The sequence below is a fragment of the Streptomyces sp. WMMC940 genome (genome assembly GCF_027460265.1).
Taxonomy (GTDB): domain Bacteria; phylum Actinomycetota; class Actinomycetes; order Streptomycetales; family Streptomycetaceae; genus Streptomyces.
The window spans coordinates 7,179,299-7,196,716 of record NZ_JAPZBC010000001.1; the positions used below are offsets into that span (position 1 = coordinate 7,179,299).

The window sequence follows — 17,418 nt, forward strand, 5'->3', positions numbered from 1 at the left end:
ACGGGTCGGCGGATGCGCGGCCGGTGGGCGCGCCGGATCAGGAATGGGGCAGTGCGAGGGCCCCGGTGCCCCGCTTGATCAGCTCGTTGGCGACGATCAGCCGCTGGATCTCGGAGGTGCCCTCCCAGATGCGGTCCACGCGCAGTTCCCGGTAGAGGCGTTCGACGGGGTAGGAGCGGTCGTAGCCGCGCCCGCCGAAGATCTGTACGCAGCGGTCGACGACCCGCCCGGCCGCCTCGCTGGCCGCCAGCTTCGCCGTCGACGCCTTGGCGTGCAGGGCCTTGCGGTCGGTGCCCGGCTGATCGGCCTCCCAGGCGACCTGGTGGGTGTACGCGCGGTTGACGGCGATGTCGACGGCGCAGTCGGCGAGCATGCCCTGGACGAGCTGGAAGTCGGCGATGGGGGAGCCGAACTGGCGGCGTTCGACGGCCCAGTCGCGGGCCAGTTCGAGGGCGCGCTCGGCGGCCCCGGTCGTACGGGCCGCGATCATCAGCCGCTCGTCCGTGAACCACTCCTTCGTCAGCTCGTAGCCGTTGCCGACGCCGCCGAGCACGTCCTCGTCGGAGACGAAGACATCGGTGAACGTGAACTCGGGGTGACCGTTCACGGCGGAGTGCATGAAACGCGGCACCCGGGTCATCTCCACCCCCGCCGCCTGCTTGTCGACGAAGAACAGCGTCGGCGCGCGTTCCTCGCCGGCGTCGGCCTGGACGAGCAGGAAGTCGGCGATGTCGCCGCAGGTGACGAACCACTTCTCGCCGTTGAGTACCCAGCCGCCGTCCGTACGGGTCGCGGTGCTCGTTCCCGATGAGGGGTCCGAGCCCGCGCCCGGCTCGGTCACCGCGAAGGCGTCGAACTTCTCGCCCCGGACGACCGGCAGCAGGTACTTCTCCCGCTGCGCCTCCGTGCCGTACGCCAGGACGTTCGCGGGCCGCCACGGAATGTCCCACAGACAGTTGGTGACCTTGCCGAACTCCTCCTCCACGATCACCTGGTCCAGCAGGGACAACCCGGCGCCGCCCCACTCGGCGGGCATGTTGATGGCGTACACACCGGCGTCGATCGCGGCACGGGTGAGTTCGCGGACCGTGTCGACCGGCAGCGGACCGCCCGCCTCCTCGGACCGGTCCTCGTACTCCATGAGCAGGCGGGAGTAGGCGGCGGCACGGGCCTTGAGGTCCGCCTGTTCGGGGGTGTAGCGGAAGTCCATGGGGTGTTCCTCCGGAGATGCGTCAGGGGGAGGGGGAGGGGATCCGGCGCGTCGCGCCGGGGCGGGGGATACGGAAGTGGGGATACGGAAGCGGGGGCGCGGTTACGGCCGGGCGTGGGATGCCGGGCCGGTCGAGTCGGCGAGCGGGAGTGCCGGGCCGATGGAGCCGGCGAGCGGAGTCCGGGCCGCCGCGGCCCGGTGGCGGGCAAGGGGGATCAGGCCAGTACCGCCCGGGCGTCGAGGGCCAGGGCGCCGTCCGGCCGTACCAGCAGGGGATTGACCTCCAGTTCGGCGATCTCGGGATGCGCGGCCGCGACGGCGGTGATGCGTTCGATCGTCTCCGCCGCGGCGTCGACGTCCACCGCCGGCCGGCCGCGTACACCGGAGAGCAGGGCCGCGGTGCGCAGCCCCCGCAGCAGCCGCGCGGCGCGCTCCGCCGGCACCGGTGCCAGCGAGAAGGCGACGTCGTGCAGCGTCTCCGTGAGAACGCCCCCGAGCCCGACCATGGCGACCGGACCGAAGCGCGGATCCCGGTTGACCCCCACGATCAGCTCGACCCCGTCCGAGAGATCCGCCATCGCCTCGACCGAGTAGGAGGAGGAACCGAGCCGGGCGTGCATCTCCCGGTACGCGGCGAGCAGGGCGTCACGGTCGGCCAGCCCCAGCGCCACCCCGCCCGCGTCCGACTTGTGCAGCACGTGCAGCGCCTTGAGGACGTACGGCCCCGGGAACTCCTCGGCCGCCGCGAGGAGTTCGGACTCACCGGTGACCTCCCGGGCGCCGGGGAACCGCACTCCGGCCGCGGCCAGCAGCCCGCGGACCGCGTGGTACCCGGAGTCGAGCAGTGCAGGGGCGGGCGGCGGCAGCGCGGACACACCGGACCGTCGGTCCGGGTGGGTCGAGGTCATCGCGGCCAGGGCGCGTGAGGCGTCCTCCGTGGACGAGAACACCGGTATGCCCGCGTCGACCAGGGTCCGGCAGCTCGGCGACGCCGGGTACATCGACTGGACCACCAGCGGCTTCGGCCGCCTCCGCCAGTGGCCGACGATCTCACCGGCCGCACGGCCCTCGCCCTCCGCCAGCGTCGCGCCACCGCCGCCCAGCCCGCCGCCCGCGGCCGCGTAGCCGCCGAAGTAGCCGGTCATCAGGACGGCGTCGACCTCGTCGGCGCCGAGCAGGGCCCCGACCGTCGCGGAGTACGAGAGGGGGTCCTGCTCCCCCATGCCGGCCAGGTCCACCGGGTTGCCGACCGCGGACTGCTCCCACAGCACCGACCGCAGCTGCCGCCGCGTGGGCTCACCGAGCTCGGGGACGTCGAGCCCGGCGGCCTCGGCCGCGTCGGCCGCGATGACCCCGTGCCCGCCGCCGTCGGTGAACACCGCCGTACGGCGGCCGCCGGTCCGGGCCCGGGCGTTCAGGGCCGCGAGGACCACCGTCATCTCCCTGGGGGTGGCGACGAGTTCCACTCCGGCGTCCCGGCACGCGGCCGCGACCACATCGGCCGAGGTGGTCAGCGCCCCGGTGTGGGACTGGGCGCTGCGGGCGGACGCGGTGCCACGGCCCGCGGTGAGGAGGACCACCGGCTTGCCGGCCGCGGCGGCCGCCCTGGCGAAGGCGCGGCCGTCGCCGAAGTCCTCCGCGTACACGGCGACGGCCGACGTCGCGGCGTGCCGCGCACAGTCCTCGACGAGGTCGACGAGGGTGACGTCGGCCTGGTTGCCGAGCGAGACGAACCGCGAGAAGCCCAGCCCGTGCGGGGCCATCCGCAACTGCAGTTCCAGGGCGAGGTTGCCGCTCTGGCTCAGCAGGGCGATTCCGCCGGGTGCGAACGTGTCCGAGGCGAGATAGAGCTCGGTCGTGTTGTCGGCGATGCCGAGGCAGTTGGGGCCCACCAGCACGGCTCCGGCCTCCCTCACCCGGGCCGCGACGGCACGCTGCCGCGCGAGCCCGGCGGGGCCCGTCTCGGCGAAGCCGGCGGTGATGCCGACGATCGCGCGGGCACCGCACTCCAGGGCGGAGTCGACGGCCTCCTCGAAACCGGCGCCCGGGACGGAGACGACCACCAGCTCCACCGGCTCGCCGATCTCGGCGAGGGTCCTGGCGGCGGGGCGCCCGAGGACCGTGCCGCCACGGCGGTTCACCAGATGCACCGGTCTGCGGTGGGGAGCGCGGAGCGCCTGCGCGGCCACGGCGTGGCCGTACTTCGCGGGATCGTCACTGGCGCCGACGACGGCGACGGACTTCGGGTCGAACAGAGCGCTCAGTTCACGGGGCATGTCACTTCTCCAGGCGCAGCGCGGAGTTGGGGCAGCTGTCGGCGCACGCGCGTGCCGCGTCCTCGGAACCGGGCGGCACATCGGCGGCCAGCACCGACGCGTAGCCCCATTCGTCGAGGTCGATCAGCCCGGGGGCGTGCTCCTGGCAGAGCCCGTAGCCCTGGCAGCGGGTGGAGTCCAGGAAGAGTTTCACGCGGCGTTCCTTTCGGCGACGGCGGGAGGGTGGGTGGCGACGGGGCCGCGGACGCGGCCGTGGACGGCGCCCGGTCCGGAGGGGCTCAGCGGACGGGGGCGGTGTCGGGGCGGAGGCCGGCGACCTCGGGAACGGGCACGACCAGCCGATGGCCACCGGTGGCCGGGCAGTCGGCACACACCGGGCACGCCGTGCCCAGGTGGTCGCGCACGGCCTCGGGGAACGCGCGCAGCAGGCTCCCCGCCGTGCCCGCGGCCGCGTCGAGCAGCCCGCACGCGCCGCGCCCCGGTAGACCCCGGGCCCAGCGTTCGAGCCGCGCGGCGGCGTCCGGACCGGCCCCACCGGTGGCCAGTTGCCGGAGCGTGTCGCGGATCGCGGCCGTGCCCGACACGCACACACCGCACTGACGCGCGCTCTCGGCGGCGAGATGGTCCACGGCGTCGTGGGCGACGGCGACGGGGCATCCGCCCGGTGCGAGAAAGCGGATCGCCCCGCAGCCGAGGGACGTGCCGGCGGCGGCCAGGACACCGGGGTCCAGCCGTAGCGCCAGCGCACCGGAGCCGACGAGGCCGCCGAACAGCCCGCCCATCAGCACGCCGCAGGCGTCGTCCGAGCCCTGGCCCGCGGCGAGGTCGTGCAGGCGCACTCCGTAGGGGGCCTCGACGAGCAGAGGAGCGTCGCGCCAGGACGACAGGGTGAGCAGGGTGGTGCGGGCGATCGTGCCGCTCAGCTCCGGGTGTGCGGCGATCAGCGCCATCCGGGCGAGCGTCTCGACGTTGGCGACCAGCGTCGGCCGGCCGGCGACCCCGCGCTCGTAGGGCCGGGGCGGCTTGGCGGTCGGCAGCGCGGGGCCGCCGTTGATGCGCCGCACCACCGAGGTCTCCTCGCCCGCGACGTAGCCGTGCGCGGTCTCGACGACCTCCACGGGGACCACCGGCGGGTGTTCCTCGAGGGCCCGGCGGACCTCCGCCGCCGCGCAGGGGTCGGACAGATACACATAGCCCTGCGCTGCGCCGGTGATCTCCGCGGCGTGGGAGATCCCGTCCAGCACGAGGTGCGGCCTGGCCCGCAGCAGCCAGCGGTCCTTCACGGACCCGGGCTCGCCCTCCTCGCCGTTGGCCACCACAACCGGTACGCCGCCCCCGTCGCGCACGGAGCGGAGCTTCACGGCGGCCGGGAAACCGGCACCGCCGCGGCCACGGAGGCCCGCGCGGTCGACGGCCGCCAGCAGCCGGGCGGGCGAGGCGGCTCTCCCGTATCCGCCCGAGCGGGTGTACGCCTCGGCGCTCTCGGTCCTGCCGGGCTCCGTCCCGAGCACGGAGACCGCGGGATCGCCCAGGAGCGAGCGCACGGCGGTCGCGACGGTCATGGCCGGTCTCCGTCCGGAGTGTGGGTGTGCGGAGTGCGGGTGCTCGACGGGTGGGTGTCCGCCGAGGGGACCTCGGAGCGGGCACGGACGCGGTGACGGGCCGGGGCCGTCCGTCGGGAAGGGCCGAGGCGCCGTTCGGCCCCGGTCGCCGCCGCGGAGAAGCCCGTGGTGGGACCTTCCTCCGGTGACGCGGTCTCCGGTGCGGCGGCAGCCGCGCGGGAGGCGGAGCCGGGCGCTCCCGGCGCGGCGGCCCGCAGGGTGCGGACCGCGGTCTCCAGGGCGGAGCGGTCCTGTGCCGTGCGGTCGTAGCCGGAGCCCGGCATGCCGATGAGCATGCGGTGGTGGTCCAGGACGACCTCGCCCGCGACGAGTGCGGCTCCCGGGTCGCCGGCCGCGGTCCCGTCCGCCACGGAGGTCACGAGTTCGGTGACCTCCGCGAGATAGCGCAGCCAGCTGCGTTCGGAACCGTGCAGGATCAGCCTCTCCACCCGGCGGCGCTCGGCGGCTGCCGGTTCCCGGGCCTCGGCGCCGGCGCCCGGTGCGCGGGTGCGCAGCGCGGCCACGGCTGGGGGCAGTTCCCGCTCGGGTTCGGGCGTGAGCCCGAGCCAGACGAGACTCCGACGACCGCTCATGCGTGCCTCCGGGAGAGGAGAGGGGGACTTCGGGAGCTGGAGCAGCAGAGGAGGAGCTTGGGGGTGGGACGTGGTGCCGGGGGTCTCGCGGCGTACCCCAGGCGTGGGGTCGGAAGCGGGCCGGCACCGGTGGTCGGGCCCGGGACGGCGGATGCCGGACGTCTCGGGCGCGTGGTTCGGTGCGCGGGACCGGACCGGACCGGGTCCCGTCCGCGGGCTCTCGGCGTCCGGCCGGGACCGGGACCGGGACCCCGGAGCACGGATCGCCGGGAGCCCGCGGTGCGACTACGCTAACTAATCAATTAGTCAGTCCACAAGTCTTGACATCGCCGAATCGCGTCAGCAATCTGACTGACCAATTAGTCAGCCCGTCCGGCGTCCTCGCCGGGCCCGGCCGAACGCCCCTGGGCCGCCTCAACACCGATCGCCGCGTCCGGCGGCATGGATGGAGTCAGCCGATGCAGCCCGAAGCCCCCGCAGAGACACCGAGCAAGGCCCGCGCCGCCGGGAACCGCACAGGCGGGAGCGCCGCCGCCCCCGAAGCCCCGGCCGCCCCGTCGCCGCCCGCCTCGGAGGACGACACCGGCTCCCGGGCGTCCGCTGCCGCCGGGAACGGGGCCGCCGCCCCCGAAGCCCCGGCCGCCCCCGGGCCGGCGCTCGCCGCCCGCTACTACACCGACCCCGCCGTCGCCGAGGCCGAGACCTCGCACATCTTCGCCTGGTCGTGGCAACTCGTCTGTCACGAGTCCGACCTCCCAGGGCCGGGAGCCCGCCTCGCCGCCGCGGTCGCCGGTCAGGAGGTCATCGTCGTACGCACCGAGGACGGCGGCCTGGCCGGCCACCTCAACGTCTGCCGCCATCGCGGCACCCGGCTGGTCACCCGGCCCGAGCCGGCCGGCAAGGCGATCCGCTGCCCGTACCACGGCTGGACGTACAAGCTGGACGGGCGGCTCGTCGGGGCGCCCGAGGCCCGGCAGATCCCCTGCCTGGACAAGCCCCGTCTCGGACTGTTCCCCGTCCGGGTCGAGTCCTTCCTCGGCTTCGTGTTCGCCAACCTCGACCCGGACGCCACCCCCCTCGCCGAGCAGTGCGCGGGTCTGGCGGAGGCCGTCGGCCACTATGCCGGGGCAGACCTCGTGCCCGTCGGCCGAAGCCGCATCCACGATCTCGGGTCCGCCGAGGTGCAGCACGCCAACTGGAAGGTCGCCGTCGACAACTACCTCGAGGGCTACCACGTACCCGTCGCCCACCCCGGCCTGATGCGCCTGCTCGACTACCAGCGCTACAGCTGCGTGATCGACGAGGCGTACGCCCTCTTCGCCTCACCGCTGCGCGACAAACCGTCGTCGAACTGGGCCGAGCGCCTCTACCAGCGGCTCGCCGCCCCCATGCCGGGACTGACCGAGGCGGACCGTCGTGTCTGGCGGTACGCCGCGATCTACCCCAACACGCTCATCGACTTCTACCCCGACCATGTGCTTGCCTGGACCGCGATCCCGACGGCGGTGGACCGCGTGGCCGTGCCAGGAGCGTTCTACACCCGCCGCGGCACCGGGCTGCGCACCCGGATCGCCCGGCGGCTGAACATCCACATCGGCTGGATCACCAACGACGAGGACTCCGAACTGGTGTCCCGTGTGCAGAAAGGACTGACGACCCCGGGCTTCGAGCCGGGCCCGCTTTCCCGGCGCGAGGAGGCGGTCGGCTGGTTCGCCGAGCGCGTCCGCGCCGACCTCGACGGCGCGGAGCACTGAGCCCCGGCCCCCGAGGGCGCCGAGGCGTGCCCCTGCCGCCCCACGGCACGGGCGAGTGACCCACGCAGACCACGGCGACGCGGATCGACGAGCCGCATCCGCCCGCCACGTACCCTGTCGAGCCGCACCCGGCGGTGCACCCCAACACCGCGCAGGCTCCCCGGTCCGTGCACGGAGCCACAGCGCCGTGCATCCCCGACCGCACCCGCAGCAGTGTCCGTCACCGTACGGCCCCATGGAGAGGACCCCGATGTCCCCCGAGGTACCCTCGTCCCCGCCCCAGCCCACCGTCCCGACCCCCCTGTCCCGCCGCTCCCTCCTGCGCGTCGGCGCTGCCGCGACCGCCGGTCTCGGCCTCGGCCTGACCTCGGCGGGATGCGGATTCCTTTCGTCGGGTCCCACGGCCGACAGCGACGGCCAGGAACCGATCGACGTCAAGGTCGACGGCGACCTGGTCTACTTCAACTGGGCGGACTTCGTCGATCCTGCCGTCCTCGCCGGATTCGAGGGGGAGTACGGCGTCAAGGTCATCCAGTCGAACTTCGACTCGATGGAAGGCATGGTCGCCAAGCTCAACGCCGGCAACCGCTACGACATCATCTTCCCCACGGCCAAATGGGCCCAGCGGCTGGCCGCCGGTAACCGGCTGCACCGGATCGACCACGGCAAGCTCAGGAACGCCGAGTCGATCCTCGGGCAGTACGCCTACTTCGCGGACCCCTGGTACGACTCCGGTTCCCGGCACACCCTGCCGTTCACCATGTACAAGACCGGGATCGGCTGGCGGAAGGACAAGATCGGCGACGATCTCGGCGGCTCCTGGGACGACCTGTGGAACGCCCGCGCCAAGGGCCGGGTCTTCGTGCTCGACGACCGGGACGAGGTCCTCGGCTTCGCCGCGCTCAAGCTCGGCCTCGACGTCTCCACCACGGACGCGGACGACCTCGGGCGCATCACCGAGACCCTCCTCTCCCTGCGCCCCCATCTGCGCGGCTTCTCCAGTGACAGCTACAACAACCTCCTCAACGGCAACGCGGCCATGACCCAGGCCTGGAGCGGGGACATGGCCGCCATGCTGGGCCAGGCCAAGGACCCCTCGGTCTTCGGTTTCGAGGTCGCCAAGGAAGGCGCCCCGGTCAACTCGGACTGCTACGCCATCCCCTCCAACGCGCGCCACCCCGGTACCGCGATGCTGTTCATCGACTACATGCTCCGACCGGAGAACGTGAAGAAGAACATCGAGTACCTCGGCTACCCGATGCCGGTCGGCGGCACCGAGGACACCTACGCCGCACTCGTGGAGCCCTTCCCCGAGTGCCTGGTCTCCGCGGAGGACCTCAAGGACGACCTCTACTTCCGCAACGGAACCACGAAGGGCGAGCAGGCACGCGACAGCGCCTGGACCCGCGTGAAGGCGGGATGAGATGGCACCGCACACCCCCGGCCTGAGAACCCGGACCTCCAGGAAGCCGGGCCCCTCCGCGAGGAGCAACCGGATGTGGGCCTGGCTGATGGTCCCCGGCACCCTCTGGATGGCCACGTTCCTCGTCGCCTCGCTCCTGCTGGTCGCCACCCTCGCGCTCGGCACCACCGATCCGCTCGGGAATCCGCAGTTCGGCCTCAACTTCGAGAACTTCGCGGCGCTGGCCGATCCCGCCTACCGTTCCGTGCTGCTCCGCTCGCTCGGCTACGCCCTGCTGACCTGTCTGATCTGCCTGGTGGTGGCCTATCCGGTGGCCTATGTCATCGCCCTGCACGGCGGACGGTTCAAGAACCTCCTGATCGCCGCCATCGTCGTCCCGTTCTTCGCGAACTACCTGGTCAGGATGTACGGCTGGTCCGTCGTCCTCTCCGACGACGGACCCGTGCTGAAGGCGCTGCGCGGGATCGGGATCGCGGACGGCGACACCAAGATCCTCCAGACCGGCGCGGGCGTCGTCGCCGGACTCGTCTACGGCTTCATCGTGTTCATGATCATCCCGCTGTACGCGGCGCTCGAACGGATGGACATCTCGCTGACCGAAGCCGGACGCGATCTCTACGGCGGACCGCTGCGGACCTTCTTCCACGTCACCCTGCCGGCCACCCGGCAGGGTGCGGCAGCCGGCTGCGTCCTCGTCTTCCTGCCCGCCATGGGCGACTTCGTCAGTGCCCAGCTGATGGGAGGTCCCGACCAGATCATGATCGGCAACCTGATCCAGGACAAGTTCTTCCAGGGCCAGAACTGGCCGCTGGGCTCAGCGCTCACCATGCTGATGATGGCCGTGCTGTTCATCGGGATGCTCGGCTATCTGCGGCGGGCCCGCAAGGACGAGATGGACCAGGCGGAGGCAGGCCGATGACACTCCGCCCGGCCCTCAAACCGAAGCCCCGTCCCGCGGACGGGACGGCGCGTACGCCCGGCCCCCGCAAACGCGGCAGCCGCCCGGGGACCGCAGAGCGCTCCCGCCCGACCCCGCGCCGGGGCCGCCGCGGCACCGAACGCAAGCCGCGCTTCGCCATCGCCGTGACCGCCGCCTTCTTCGCGCTGCTCTACCTGCCGATCGGCGTCGTCGCCCTCTTCTCCTTCAACTCCCAGAAGTCCCTCACGGTGTTCAAGGACTTCAGCCTCCGGTGGTACGGGGCCTTCCTCCGCGACGACGGTCTGCTCGAGTCGCTCGACATGAGCCTGCGGGTCTCGCTGGTGGCCATGGCCGGCTCTCTGCTGCTGGGGGTGACACTGGCCCTCGGACTGGTGCGCTGCCGAAGCCGGCTCGGCTCCCTCGCCGGACTGATCATGCTCATTCCCCTGATCACTCCGGAGATCGTCACCGGGGTCGCGGCCATGCTGCTCTTCAAGGGCATGGGCATCACCCTGTCCACCACGACGGTGATGCTCGCCGAGATCACGTTCTCCATCTCCTACGTGACGGTCGTCCTGCGCTCCCGGATCGCCGCACTCAACCCGGAGACCGAGGAAGCGGCGATGGACCTGGGCGCCACCCGCTGGCAGGCCCTGCGGCTGGTCACCCTGCCCGCGCTGCTGCCCAGCATCCTGGCCTCGGGGGTCCTGATCTTCGCCCTGGTCTTCGACGACTTCGTCCTCGCCTACTTCACCACCGGCGTGGACCCGCAGCCGCTGTCCGTGCGGATCTACTCGGCGATCCGCTTCGGGGTCCAGCCCACCATCAACGCGGTGGGCACCCTGATGCTCGTCGGCTCGATCCTCCTCATCGTCCTCGCCCTCTTCATCCCGCGCCTGTTCGGTCGTCGCGGCGGCCTCGATCTGCTCTCCGGGAAGTGACACCGTGACGCCCACCGCCTCCTCGAAGCCCACCACCCCCACCTCCACCACCGCGCCGACGGGGGACCCCGCACCCGCCGTCCGGCTCGACGGGATCAGCAAGAGCTACGGCGACTCCTACGCCGTGCACGAGCTCTCCCTGGACATCGCCCGCGGTGAGTTCTTCTCGCTCCTCGGCCCCTCCGGCTGCGGCAAGACCACGACGCTCCGGATGATCGGCGGCTTCATCGACCCCACCGACGGCACCGTCCTGCTCGGCGGCGAGGACGTCACCGCCCTCCCGCCGAACAAGCGCGACGTCAACACCGTCTTCCAGAGCTACGCCCTGTTCGACCATCTCTCGGTCGCGGACAACGTGGCCTTCGGTCTCAAGCGCAAGGGCGTCGCACGTGCCGAGATCCGCGAGCGGGTCGGCACCATGCTGGAGCGGGTCCAGCTCGGCGGTCTCGGCGACCGCAAGCCCCGGACGCTCTCCGGCGGCCAGCGCCAGCGCGTCGCACTCGCCCGCGCCCTGGTCAACCGCCCGCAGGTGCTGCTCCTCGACGAGCCGCTCGCGGCCCTCGACCTCAAGCTCCGCCGCCGGATGCAGGTCGAGCTCAAGCAGATCCAGCGCGAGGTCGGCATCACCTTCGTCTTCGTCACCCATGACCAGGACGAGGCGCTGACCATGTCCGACCGGGTCGCGGTGATGAACGAGGGACACGTCGAACAGTGCGGAACCCCCGAGGACGTCTACGAGCGTCCTTCCGGCAGCTTCGTCGCGTCCTTCATGGGCACCTCCAACCTGGTCCCGGGCACCTATCGCGCCGGCGAGATCGTCGTCGACGACGGACCCGCGCTGCCCGTCGGCACCCGGGCCGGAATCGCCGACGGCAGCCGCGTCAGCCTCTCCATCCGCCCCGAGAAGATCTGGTTGTCCGACTTCGAACCGGGTATGGCCCTGGCCTCCGGCGTCATCCGCGAGACCGTCTACTCGGGCGCCACCACCACCTACCTCATCGAGCTCGTCCCCGGCATCACGCTCTCCGTGCTGGAGCAGAACACCGCCCGTTCCCGTATGGAGGACCGCTGGACCGGCGGGGAACGCGTCGAGTTCGGTTGGAAGCCCGAACACTGCCTCGTCCTGGACTGACCCCAGCCGCCCTGCCGCGCCCTCCGGCAGCGGCCGGCGCCCCATCCAGCGAAGGAACCAACGCCCATGAACCATGACGTCATCGTGCTCGGCGCCGGACTCGCCGGCCTCGCCGCCGCACGGGACCTGGCGGCCGGCGGCGCCGACGTGCTCGTCCTGGAGGCCCGGGACCGCGTCGGCGGACGCGTCGAGCAGACCGCGCTCCCCGACGGCCGGCTCGTCCAGCTGGGCGGGGAGGTCGTCGGCCGCGCGCACACCGCCTACCGCGAACTCGCCGCGGAACTCGGACTGACCCTGGTCCCCAGCTATGTCGCGGAACCCGGCCACATGGCCAGGGCCACCCCGGAGGCCGTCTCCGTGGGCGACCCGCCCCACTGGTTCGGGCCCGGCGACGACGCCTGCCACCGGCGCGTCACCGCCGCGTTCACCGCCCTCGCCGAGGGAGTCGATCCGGACGACCCGTGGTCCCACCCCGAAGCCGGCGCCCTCGACGCGCTGTCGGTCGCCGACTGGCTCCGCTCCGAAGGGGCGGGTCCGGCCGTCGTCCGCCTGTGGGAGATCGGGCAACTCGCCCTCGCTAGCGGCTCGTACGAGCGGACCTCGTTGCTGTCGGCCCTGCGCAAGCACGCCGCGGTCCCCGGCGGGGACGCACGCGAACACTACGACTACGAGGACTGGGAAGGACTGCGGGTCGCGGAGGGCTCCGCCACCGTCGCCCTCCGCATGGCGGGGGACCTCGGCCACCGTGTCCGTACCGGCGCGCCCGTGGACCGTCTCGCCGTACGCCCCGGCGGCTGCTCCGTACGGCTCGCCGGCGGCGAGACGCTCACCGCGGGCGCCGTCGTCAGCGCCCTCCCCGTGGGCCCGCTGCGCGCGGTCGCCGTCAGCGGCGTGTCCGACGAACGGCTCTCCTCGCTGCACCGGCAGCGCCAGGCCGTCGCCGCCAAGTTCACCGCCGCCTACGACAAACCCTTCTGGCGCGACAGCGACCTCAACGGGCTCTCCGAGTGCGAAGGCGTACTCGGCTCCACCTGGCCGCAGAACGAGGGAGTCCTCTCCGCCCTGGTGCCCCCCGAACGGTACGGCGTGCTCCTCGGCATGCCCGGCGCCCTGCGCACCCGGGAACTGCTCGCCGACATCGCCCGCCTCTACGGCGAGGAGGCCCACACCCCGCTGAGCACCCACATCCGGATGTGGGGCACCGATCCCTGGACCCAGGGTTACGTCACCCAGTGGGTCCCCGGCGACGTGATGGCCGTCGGCCCCCGGCACGGCACCCACGAACCACCCTTCTACGTCTGCGGATCCGACCAGTGGGTCGCCGGCTACATGGAAGGCGCGGTGCGCACCGGCCGCGCAGCGGCGAAGGAGGCACTGCGCCGTGGCTGACGCGCCGATGACCGTCCTCAACCACATCGGGGGAGCGGACGTCCCCGCCGTGTGCGGTGCGACGACGCAGCTGGTCGACCCCACCAGCGGTCTGGCCCGGGGCACCGCACCGCTGTCCGGCGCGGCCGACACCGACGCCGCCTGCGCCGCGGCGGCGGCCGCGTACGACCACTGGTCGCTGACCACCCCGGCCGAGCGGCAGCGCGCCCTGCTGCGCATCGCCGACGCCATGGAGGACCACGCGGACGCACTCGTGGCCGCCGAGACCGCGGACACCGGAAAGCCCGCGGCCCTGTTCCGAGCCGACGAACTGCCCGCCGCCGTCGACACCGTGCGCTACTTCGCGGGCGCCGCCCGGAACCTGCCGGGAGCCGCCGCCGGCGAGTACACCGAGGGGCGCACCTCCCTGCTCCGGCGCGAACCGGTAGGCGTCTGCGCCCAGATCACACCGTGGAACTACCCGCTGATGATGGCCGTGTGGAAGATCGCCCCCGCGATCGCCGCCGGGAACACCACGGTCCTCAAACCCGCCGACACCACCCCCTCGTCGTCCGCCCTCCTCGCCCGGCTCGCCGCCGAACACCTGCCGCCCGGCGTCGTCAACGTCGTCTGCGGCGACCGAGACACCGGCCGCGCCCTCGTCCAGCAGCCGGCCGTCCGACTGGTCGCCGTCACCGGAAGCGTCCGCGCCGGGCGGGAGATCGCCGCCGTCGCGGCGGCCGACCTCAAACGCGTCCATCTGGAACTCGGGGGCAACGCCCCCGTCATCGTCCACGACGACGCGGACATCGAGACCACCGCCGCCGAACTCGCCGCCGTCGCCTACTACAACGCGGGCCAGGACTGCACGGCCCCCACCCGCGTCCTGGTGCACGCCGCCGTGCACGACGCCTTCCTCGCCGCGTTCGCGGCGCAGGCGGAGAAGCAGCGCCCGGCGGCCGACTTCGGCCCTCTCAACAGCGCCGCCCAACTCGCCGCGGTCGAAGGCCTGCTGGAGCGTCTGCCGGCCCGTGCGGAGATCGTCGCCGGCGGCTCACGCGCCCTGCGGCCCGGCTACTACCACGAGGCCACCGTCGTCACCGGCGTCCACCAGGACGACGAGATCGTCCAGGAGGAGGTGTTCGGTCCGGTCGTCACGGTGCAGCGCTTCACGGACGAGGCCGAGGCGTTCCGGCTCGCCAACGGTGTACGGCTGGGGCTCGCCGCCGGTGTCTGGACCACGGACCACGACCGGGCCATGCGCGCGACCCGAGCGCTCCACACCGGGATCGTCTGGGTCAACACCCACGGGACCACCGTCTCGGAGATGCCGCACGGCGGCGTCAAGCACTCGGGCTACGGAAGTGATCTGTCCCTGGCAGGTCTGCTCGACTACACGCAGGTCAAGCACGTGATGCTGTGACCACCGGACGGTGCGTGGGCCGGTTGGCCCCGTACGCGGCGCGCCTCGGCCGGACGGCGGGGACGGCCGGGAGGATCGCTTCCGGGGTGGCACGCGACACGGCCGCCCGGAGCCCGTCCCCCGCACGACGAAGAGGTCCCCGCCATGACCGTGACCGACACCGCGGCCCTCGCCGTCCGGCCGTGACGCGCCCCGAGCACGGCGGTGCCGCCCGCCGCGACGCGCACGACGACGGCCGCTACGGCGAGGAGGTCTTCCCTCCCGGGCAGGCGGGCGAGGACGACCGGATCGACCTGGGCGCCCTCGCGTACGACGAGACGACCCTGGCCCGTCTGACGGCCCTCGGCGCAGGGCCGGACTGGCACTGCCTCGACATCGGTGCCGGTACGGGAACCGTGGCGCGCGCTCTGCTGCACCGGGCGGGAGTGCGGTCGGTACTCGCCGTGGACCGGGACGTCCGGTTCCTCGCGGCCCGGCCGACACCGGGACTCACCGCGTTGGAGGCCGACGTCACCGACCCGGCGTTCGACCCCGGCCGGTTCGACCTCGTCCACGCGCGGTTCGTCCTGATGCACCTTCCGGAACACGAGGAGCTCATCGCCAGGCTGAGCCGCCTGCTCACCCCCGGCGGCGTCCTCGTCCTCGGCGACGCGATCGACCTCACCACGGCGACGGCGCCCACCAATCCGTACACCCGGGTCATGCGGGCGATGTGGGAGGGGCTGCGGGACACCATCGGCACCGATGTCTCATGGGTGCCCCGCTACCCCGAACTGCTGCGCGGTGCGGGCCTCGTGTCCGTGGGTGCCGAGATCCATGTGCCGCCGCTGCTGCCCGGCAGCCCCATCAGCCGTTTCTGGGCGGAGACCTGGGACCGGGCGCGCGACGCGATCCTGGCCACGGGCCACGTGGACGACGGCGCGATCGACGAGGCCGAGGCGTATCTGGACTCGCCCGACTGCGCCGCGCTCTCGGCCGGGATGATCACGGCCTGGGGGTGGGACCCCGAGAGGCCGCCCCCGGCCGGCCGGCGGCCGGGGGCGGCAGGGGTGCACCGCGAGCGGCGGACGTCTACCAGTAGATGACGGCGTATCCCGCGCCGCCGTCCTCGCCGTCCTCACCGGGGCGGGCGAAGAACTCGTCGTCCTCGCCGTCGCCGCCGTCACCGCCGCTGCCACCGACGGCGGCATGGGCGGGCAGCGCGACGATGCCGTCGGCGACGGTCCCGCCCCCGTTGCCGGAAGAACCGTCCGAACCGGGCCGGTTCACACCGCCGGTGGTGCAGGAGCTGTCGCCGCCGTCCCCGCCGGCACCGGGCGCACCTGCGTCGGTGTCGTCGGACGTGCCTCCCTCACCGCCGCCACCGCCCTCGGCGGAGAGCAGCACGGTGCCGTTCGGGGAGTGGAAGGAGGTGGCGCCGCCGGACGACCCCTCCCGGCCGTCCCGGCCGGGGGCACCGCCGGATCCGTTGTCACCGGCGGTTCCGATGTCCACCAGGTAGTTCTTGCCCGGCTTGACCGGGACCAGGCACCAGGTGAATCCACCGCCGCCGCCACCGCCGCCGTCACCGCCGTCGGCTTGCGGCGTGCTGCCTCCGCCCCCTCCTCCGGCTCCACCGCCGCCACCTCCCCAGGCCTGGACGAACACCGAGGTGACGCCCGCCGGAGGGGTGAAGGTGTCGTCTTCGTTGAACTGCTCGATCCCGTGCAGGACTTCGGGGCGCATCGGCCTGTTCTTGCCGTGGTCCCAGCCGAACTCCTTGCCGTGCCCCTTCTTGACCTCACCACGGTGCCCGCCCTGGGCTTCGCGCTTGCCGCCCTGGCCCTCGCGCTTGCCGCCCTGGGCTTCGCCGTGGTTCGCGTCTTCGTCTTCCCCTTCGTCTTCGTCCCGGCCCTCGCCGTGGTTCGCGCTCTGTTCCCTGCCTTGTTGTTCCTGGCGGTTGTCGTCGCGGTCGGTTTCTTCGTCTTCGTCTTCGTTTTCGTCCCGGCCCTCGCCGCGGCCCTCGTCGCGGTCTTCGCCGTGGTTCGCGCTTTGTTCCCTGCCTTGTTGTTCCTGGCGGTTGTCGTCGCGGTCGGTTTCTTCGTCTTCGTCTTCGTTTTCGTCCCGGCCCTCGCCGCGGCCCTCGTCGCGGTCTTCGCCGTGGTTCGCGCTTTGTTCCCTGCCCTGGTCCTCCTCGCGGTCACCGTCCTGTTCCTGACCGCGGTCCCCGTCCTGGTTCTCGGCCCGGTCCTCCTCGCGGTCACCGGACGAGGAGGGACGGCTGTCGGCCGACTGGGGCCGGTGGTCGCCGCGGGGTTCCGGGTCGGCTGCGTGAGTGGTAGGGGCCGTCACCAGAAGCTGGCCGGTCACAGTGACCACGCCGGCGATTGAGGCAAGCAGGACCCGAGCGCGTCGCGCCCGGGGCAGTCCCATCGGTATACGAGTGTTCATGTCTTGGCTTCCTTCCCCGCGGTCACGAGGGACTGCGCGGGAGAGCTGGGTAACAGAGCACGGACCGACGGCCCGTACGTGGCCATCCCAGCCTTCGGTACCGGGGCTCGCGCGCCGCCCGCACACCGCAGTGATCCGGTCAGGTGATCGTTCTACCTGACTGGAGTCAGGCGCGGTCGGCGGAGGCAGCCTCGGCTTCCGCCAGGGACGGGATGCGTGCCCACGTCGGGCCCGGAGAGCCCGACGCCGGCGAGGGAGCCGACCGGTGGCGCCGTTCGTCCTCGTGCGCCACTCCCGCGGCCCGCGGCCGGATGCCGTCCCCGCCCCGGAGCGGGACAGTGGTCCGGA

General features: G+C 72.8%; 15 protein-coding genes. 9 read left to right on the forward strand and 6 right to left on the reverse strand.

The window, feature by feature from the left end:
- Positions 1 to 37: 37 nt before the first annotated feature.
- From O7595_RS31655 to O7595_RS31675, 5 genes are all read right to left on the reverse strand, one after another.
- Complete coding sequence (locus O7595_RS31655; protein WP_269732007.1) at positions 38 to 1,210, reverse strand: acyl-CoA dehydrogenase family protein; 1,173 nt, start codon at positions 1,208 to 1,210, stop codon at positions 38 to 40.
- Positions 1,211 to 1,425: 215 nt separating this feature from the next.
- Positions 1,426 to 3,486: an acetate--CoA ligase family protein gene (locus O7595_RS31660; RefSeq protein ID WP_269732008.1), complete on the reverse strand. Its 2,061-nt coding sequence runs from the start codon at positions 3,484 to 3,486 to the stop codon at positions 1,426 to 1,428.
- Between the two features lies 1 nt (position 3,487).
- Entirely contained in the window at positions 3,488 to 3,679 is a 192-nt protein-coding gene (locus tag O7595_RS31665; RefSeq protein WP_269732009.1) for a ferredoxin, read from the reverse strand.
- Positions 3,680 to 3,764: 85 nt separating this feature from the next.
- Positions 3,765 to 5,048, reverse strand: coding sequence for an NADH-ubiquinone oxidoreductase-F iron-sulfur binding region domain-containing protein (locus O7595_RS31670; protein ID WP_269732010.1), 1,284 nt, complete (start codon positions 5,046 to 5,048; stop codon positions 3,765 to 3,767).
- A complete protein-coding gene (locus O7595_RS31675; protein WP_269732011.1) occupies positions 5,045 to 5,680 on the reverse strand; it encodes a hypothetical protein in 636 nt (211 codons plus the stop codon). Before O7595_RS31675 ends, O7595_RS31670 begins: the two co-directional genes overlap by 4 nt.
- 458 nt (positions 5,681 to 6,138) lie before the next feature.
- On the opposite strand from O7595_RS31675, the gene O7595_RS31680 reads away from it, so the two are divergent.
- From O7595_RS31680 to O7595_RS31715, 8 genes are all read left to right on the forward strand, one after another.
- The gene (locus tag O7595_RS31680; protein WP_269732012.1) at positions 6,139 to 7,434 is read left to right on the forward strand and encodes an aromatic ring-hydroxylating oxygenase subunit alpha; all 1,296 of its coding nucleotides are present in this window, start codon (positions 6,139 to 6,141) and stop codon (positions 7,432 to 7,434) included.
- A 250-nt stretch (positions 7,435 to 7,684) separates the two neighbouring features.
- Entirely contained in the window at positions 7,685 to 8,857 is a 1,173-nt protein-coding gene (locus O7595_RS31685) for a polyamine ABC transporter substrate-binding protein (protein WP_269732013.1), read from the forward strand.
- 73 nt (positions 8,858 to 8,930) lie between these two features.
- The gene (locus tag O7595_RS31690) at positions 8,931 to 9,776 is read left to right on the forward strand and encodes an ABC transporter permease (protein ID WP_269732014.1); all 846 of its coding nucleotides are present in this window, start codon (positions 8,931 to 8,933) and stop codon (positions 9,774 to 9,776) included.
- Positions 9,773 to 10,717 (forward strand): ABC transporter permease, encoded by a 945-nt coding sequence (locus tag O7595_RS31695; RefSeq protein WP_269732015.1) that lies wholly within the window; start codon positions 9,773 to 9,775, stop codon positions 10,715 to 10,717. Before O7595_RS31690 ends, O7595_RS31695 begins: the two co-directional genes overlap by 4 nt.
- A 4-nt stretch (positions 10,718 to 10,721) precedes the next feature.
- Entirely contained in the window at positions 10,722 to 11,849 is a 1,128-nt protein-coding gene (locus tag O7595_RS31700) for an ABC transporter ATP-binding protein (RefSeq protein ID WP_269732016.1), read from the forward strand.
- 66 nt (positions 11,850 to 11,915) lie between these two features.
- Positions 11,916 to 13,238 (forward strand): flavin monoamine oxidase family protein, encoded by a 1,323-nt coding sequence (locus O7595_RS31705; protein ID WP_269732017.1) that lies wholly within the window; start codon positions 11,916 to 11,918, stop codon positions 13,236 to 13,238.
- Between the two features lie 7 nt (positions 13,239 to 13,245).
- Positions 13,246 to 14,640: an aldehyde dehydrogenase family protein gene (locus O7595_RS31710; protein ID WP_269732694.1), complete on the forward strand. Its 1,395-nt coding sequence runs from the start codon at positions 13,246 to 13,248 to the stop codon at positions 14,638 to 14,640.
- A gap of 182 nt (positions 14,641 to 14,822) precedes the next feature.
- On the forward strand, positions 14,823 to 15,725 hold the full coding sequence (locus O7595_RS31715; RefSeq protein ID WP_269732018.1) for a class I SAM-dependent methyltransferase: 903 nt from the start codon (positions 14,823 to 14,825) through the stop codon (positions 15,723 to 15,725).
- On the opposite strand, the gene O7595_RS31720 is transcribed toward O7595_RS31715, so the two are convergent.
- Entirely contained in the window at positions 15,712 to 16,365 is a 654-nt protein-coding gene (locus O7595_RS31720) for a hypothetical protein (RefSeq protein WP_269732019.1), read from the reverse strand. The two genes, O7595_RS31715 and O7595_RS31720, sit on opposite strands and share 14 nt — an antisense overlap.
- 39 nt (positions 16,366 to 16,404) lie before the next feature.
- On the opposite strand from O7595_RS31720, the gene O7595_RS31725 reads away from it, so the two are divergent.
- Positions 16,405 to 17,010 carry a hypothetical protein gene (locus O7595_RS31725; RefSeq protein ID WP_269732020.1) on the forward strand — a complete coding sequence of 202 codons (606 nt, stop codon included), beginning with the start codon at positions 16,405 to 16,407 and terminating at the stop codon, positions 17,008 to 17,010.
- Positions 17,011 to 17,418: the final 408 nt, after the last annotated feature.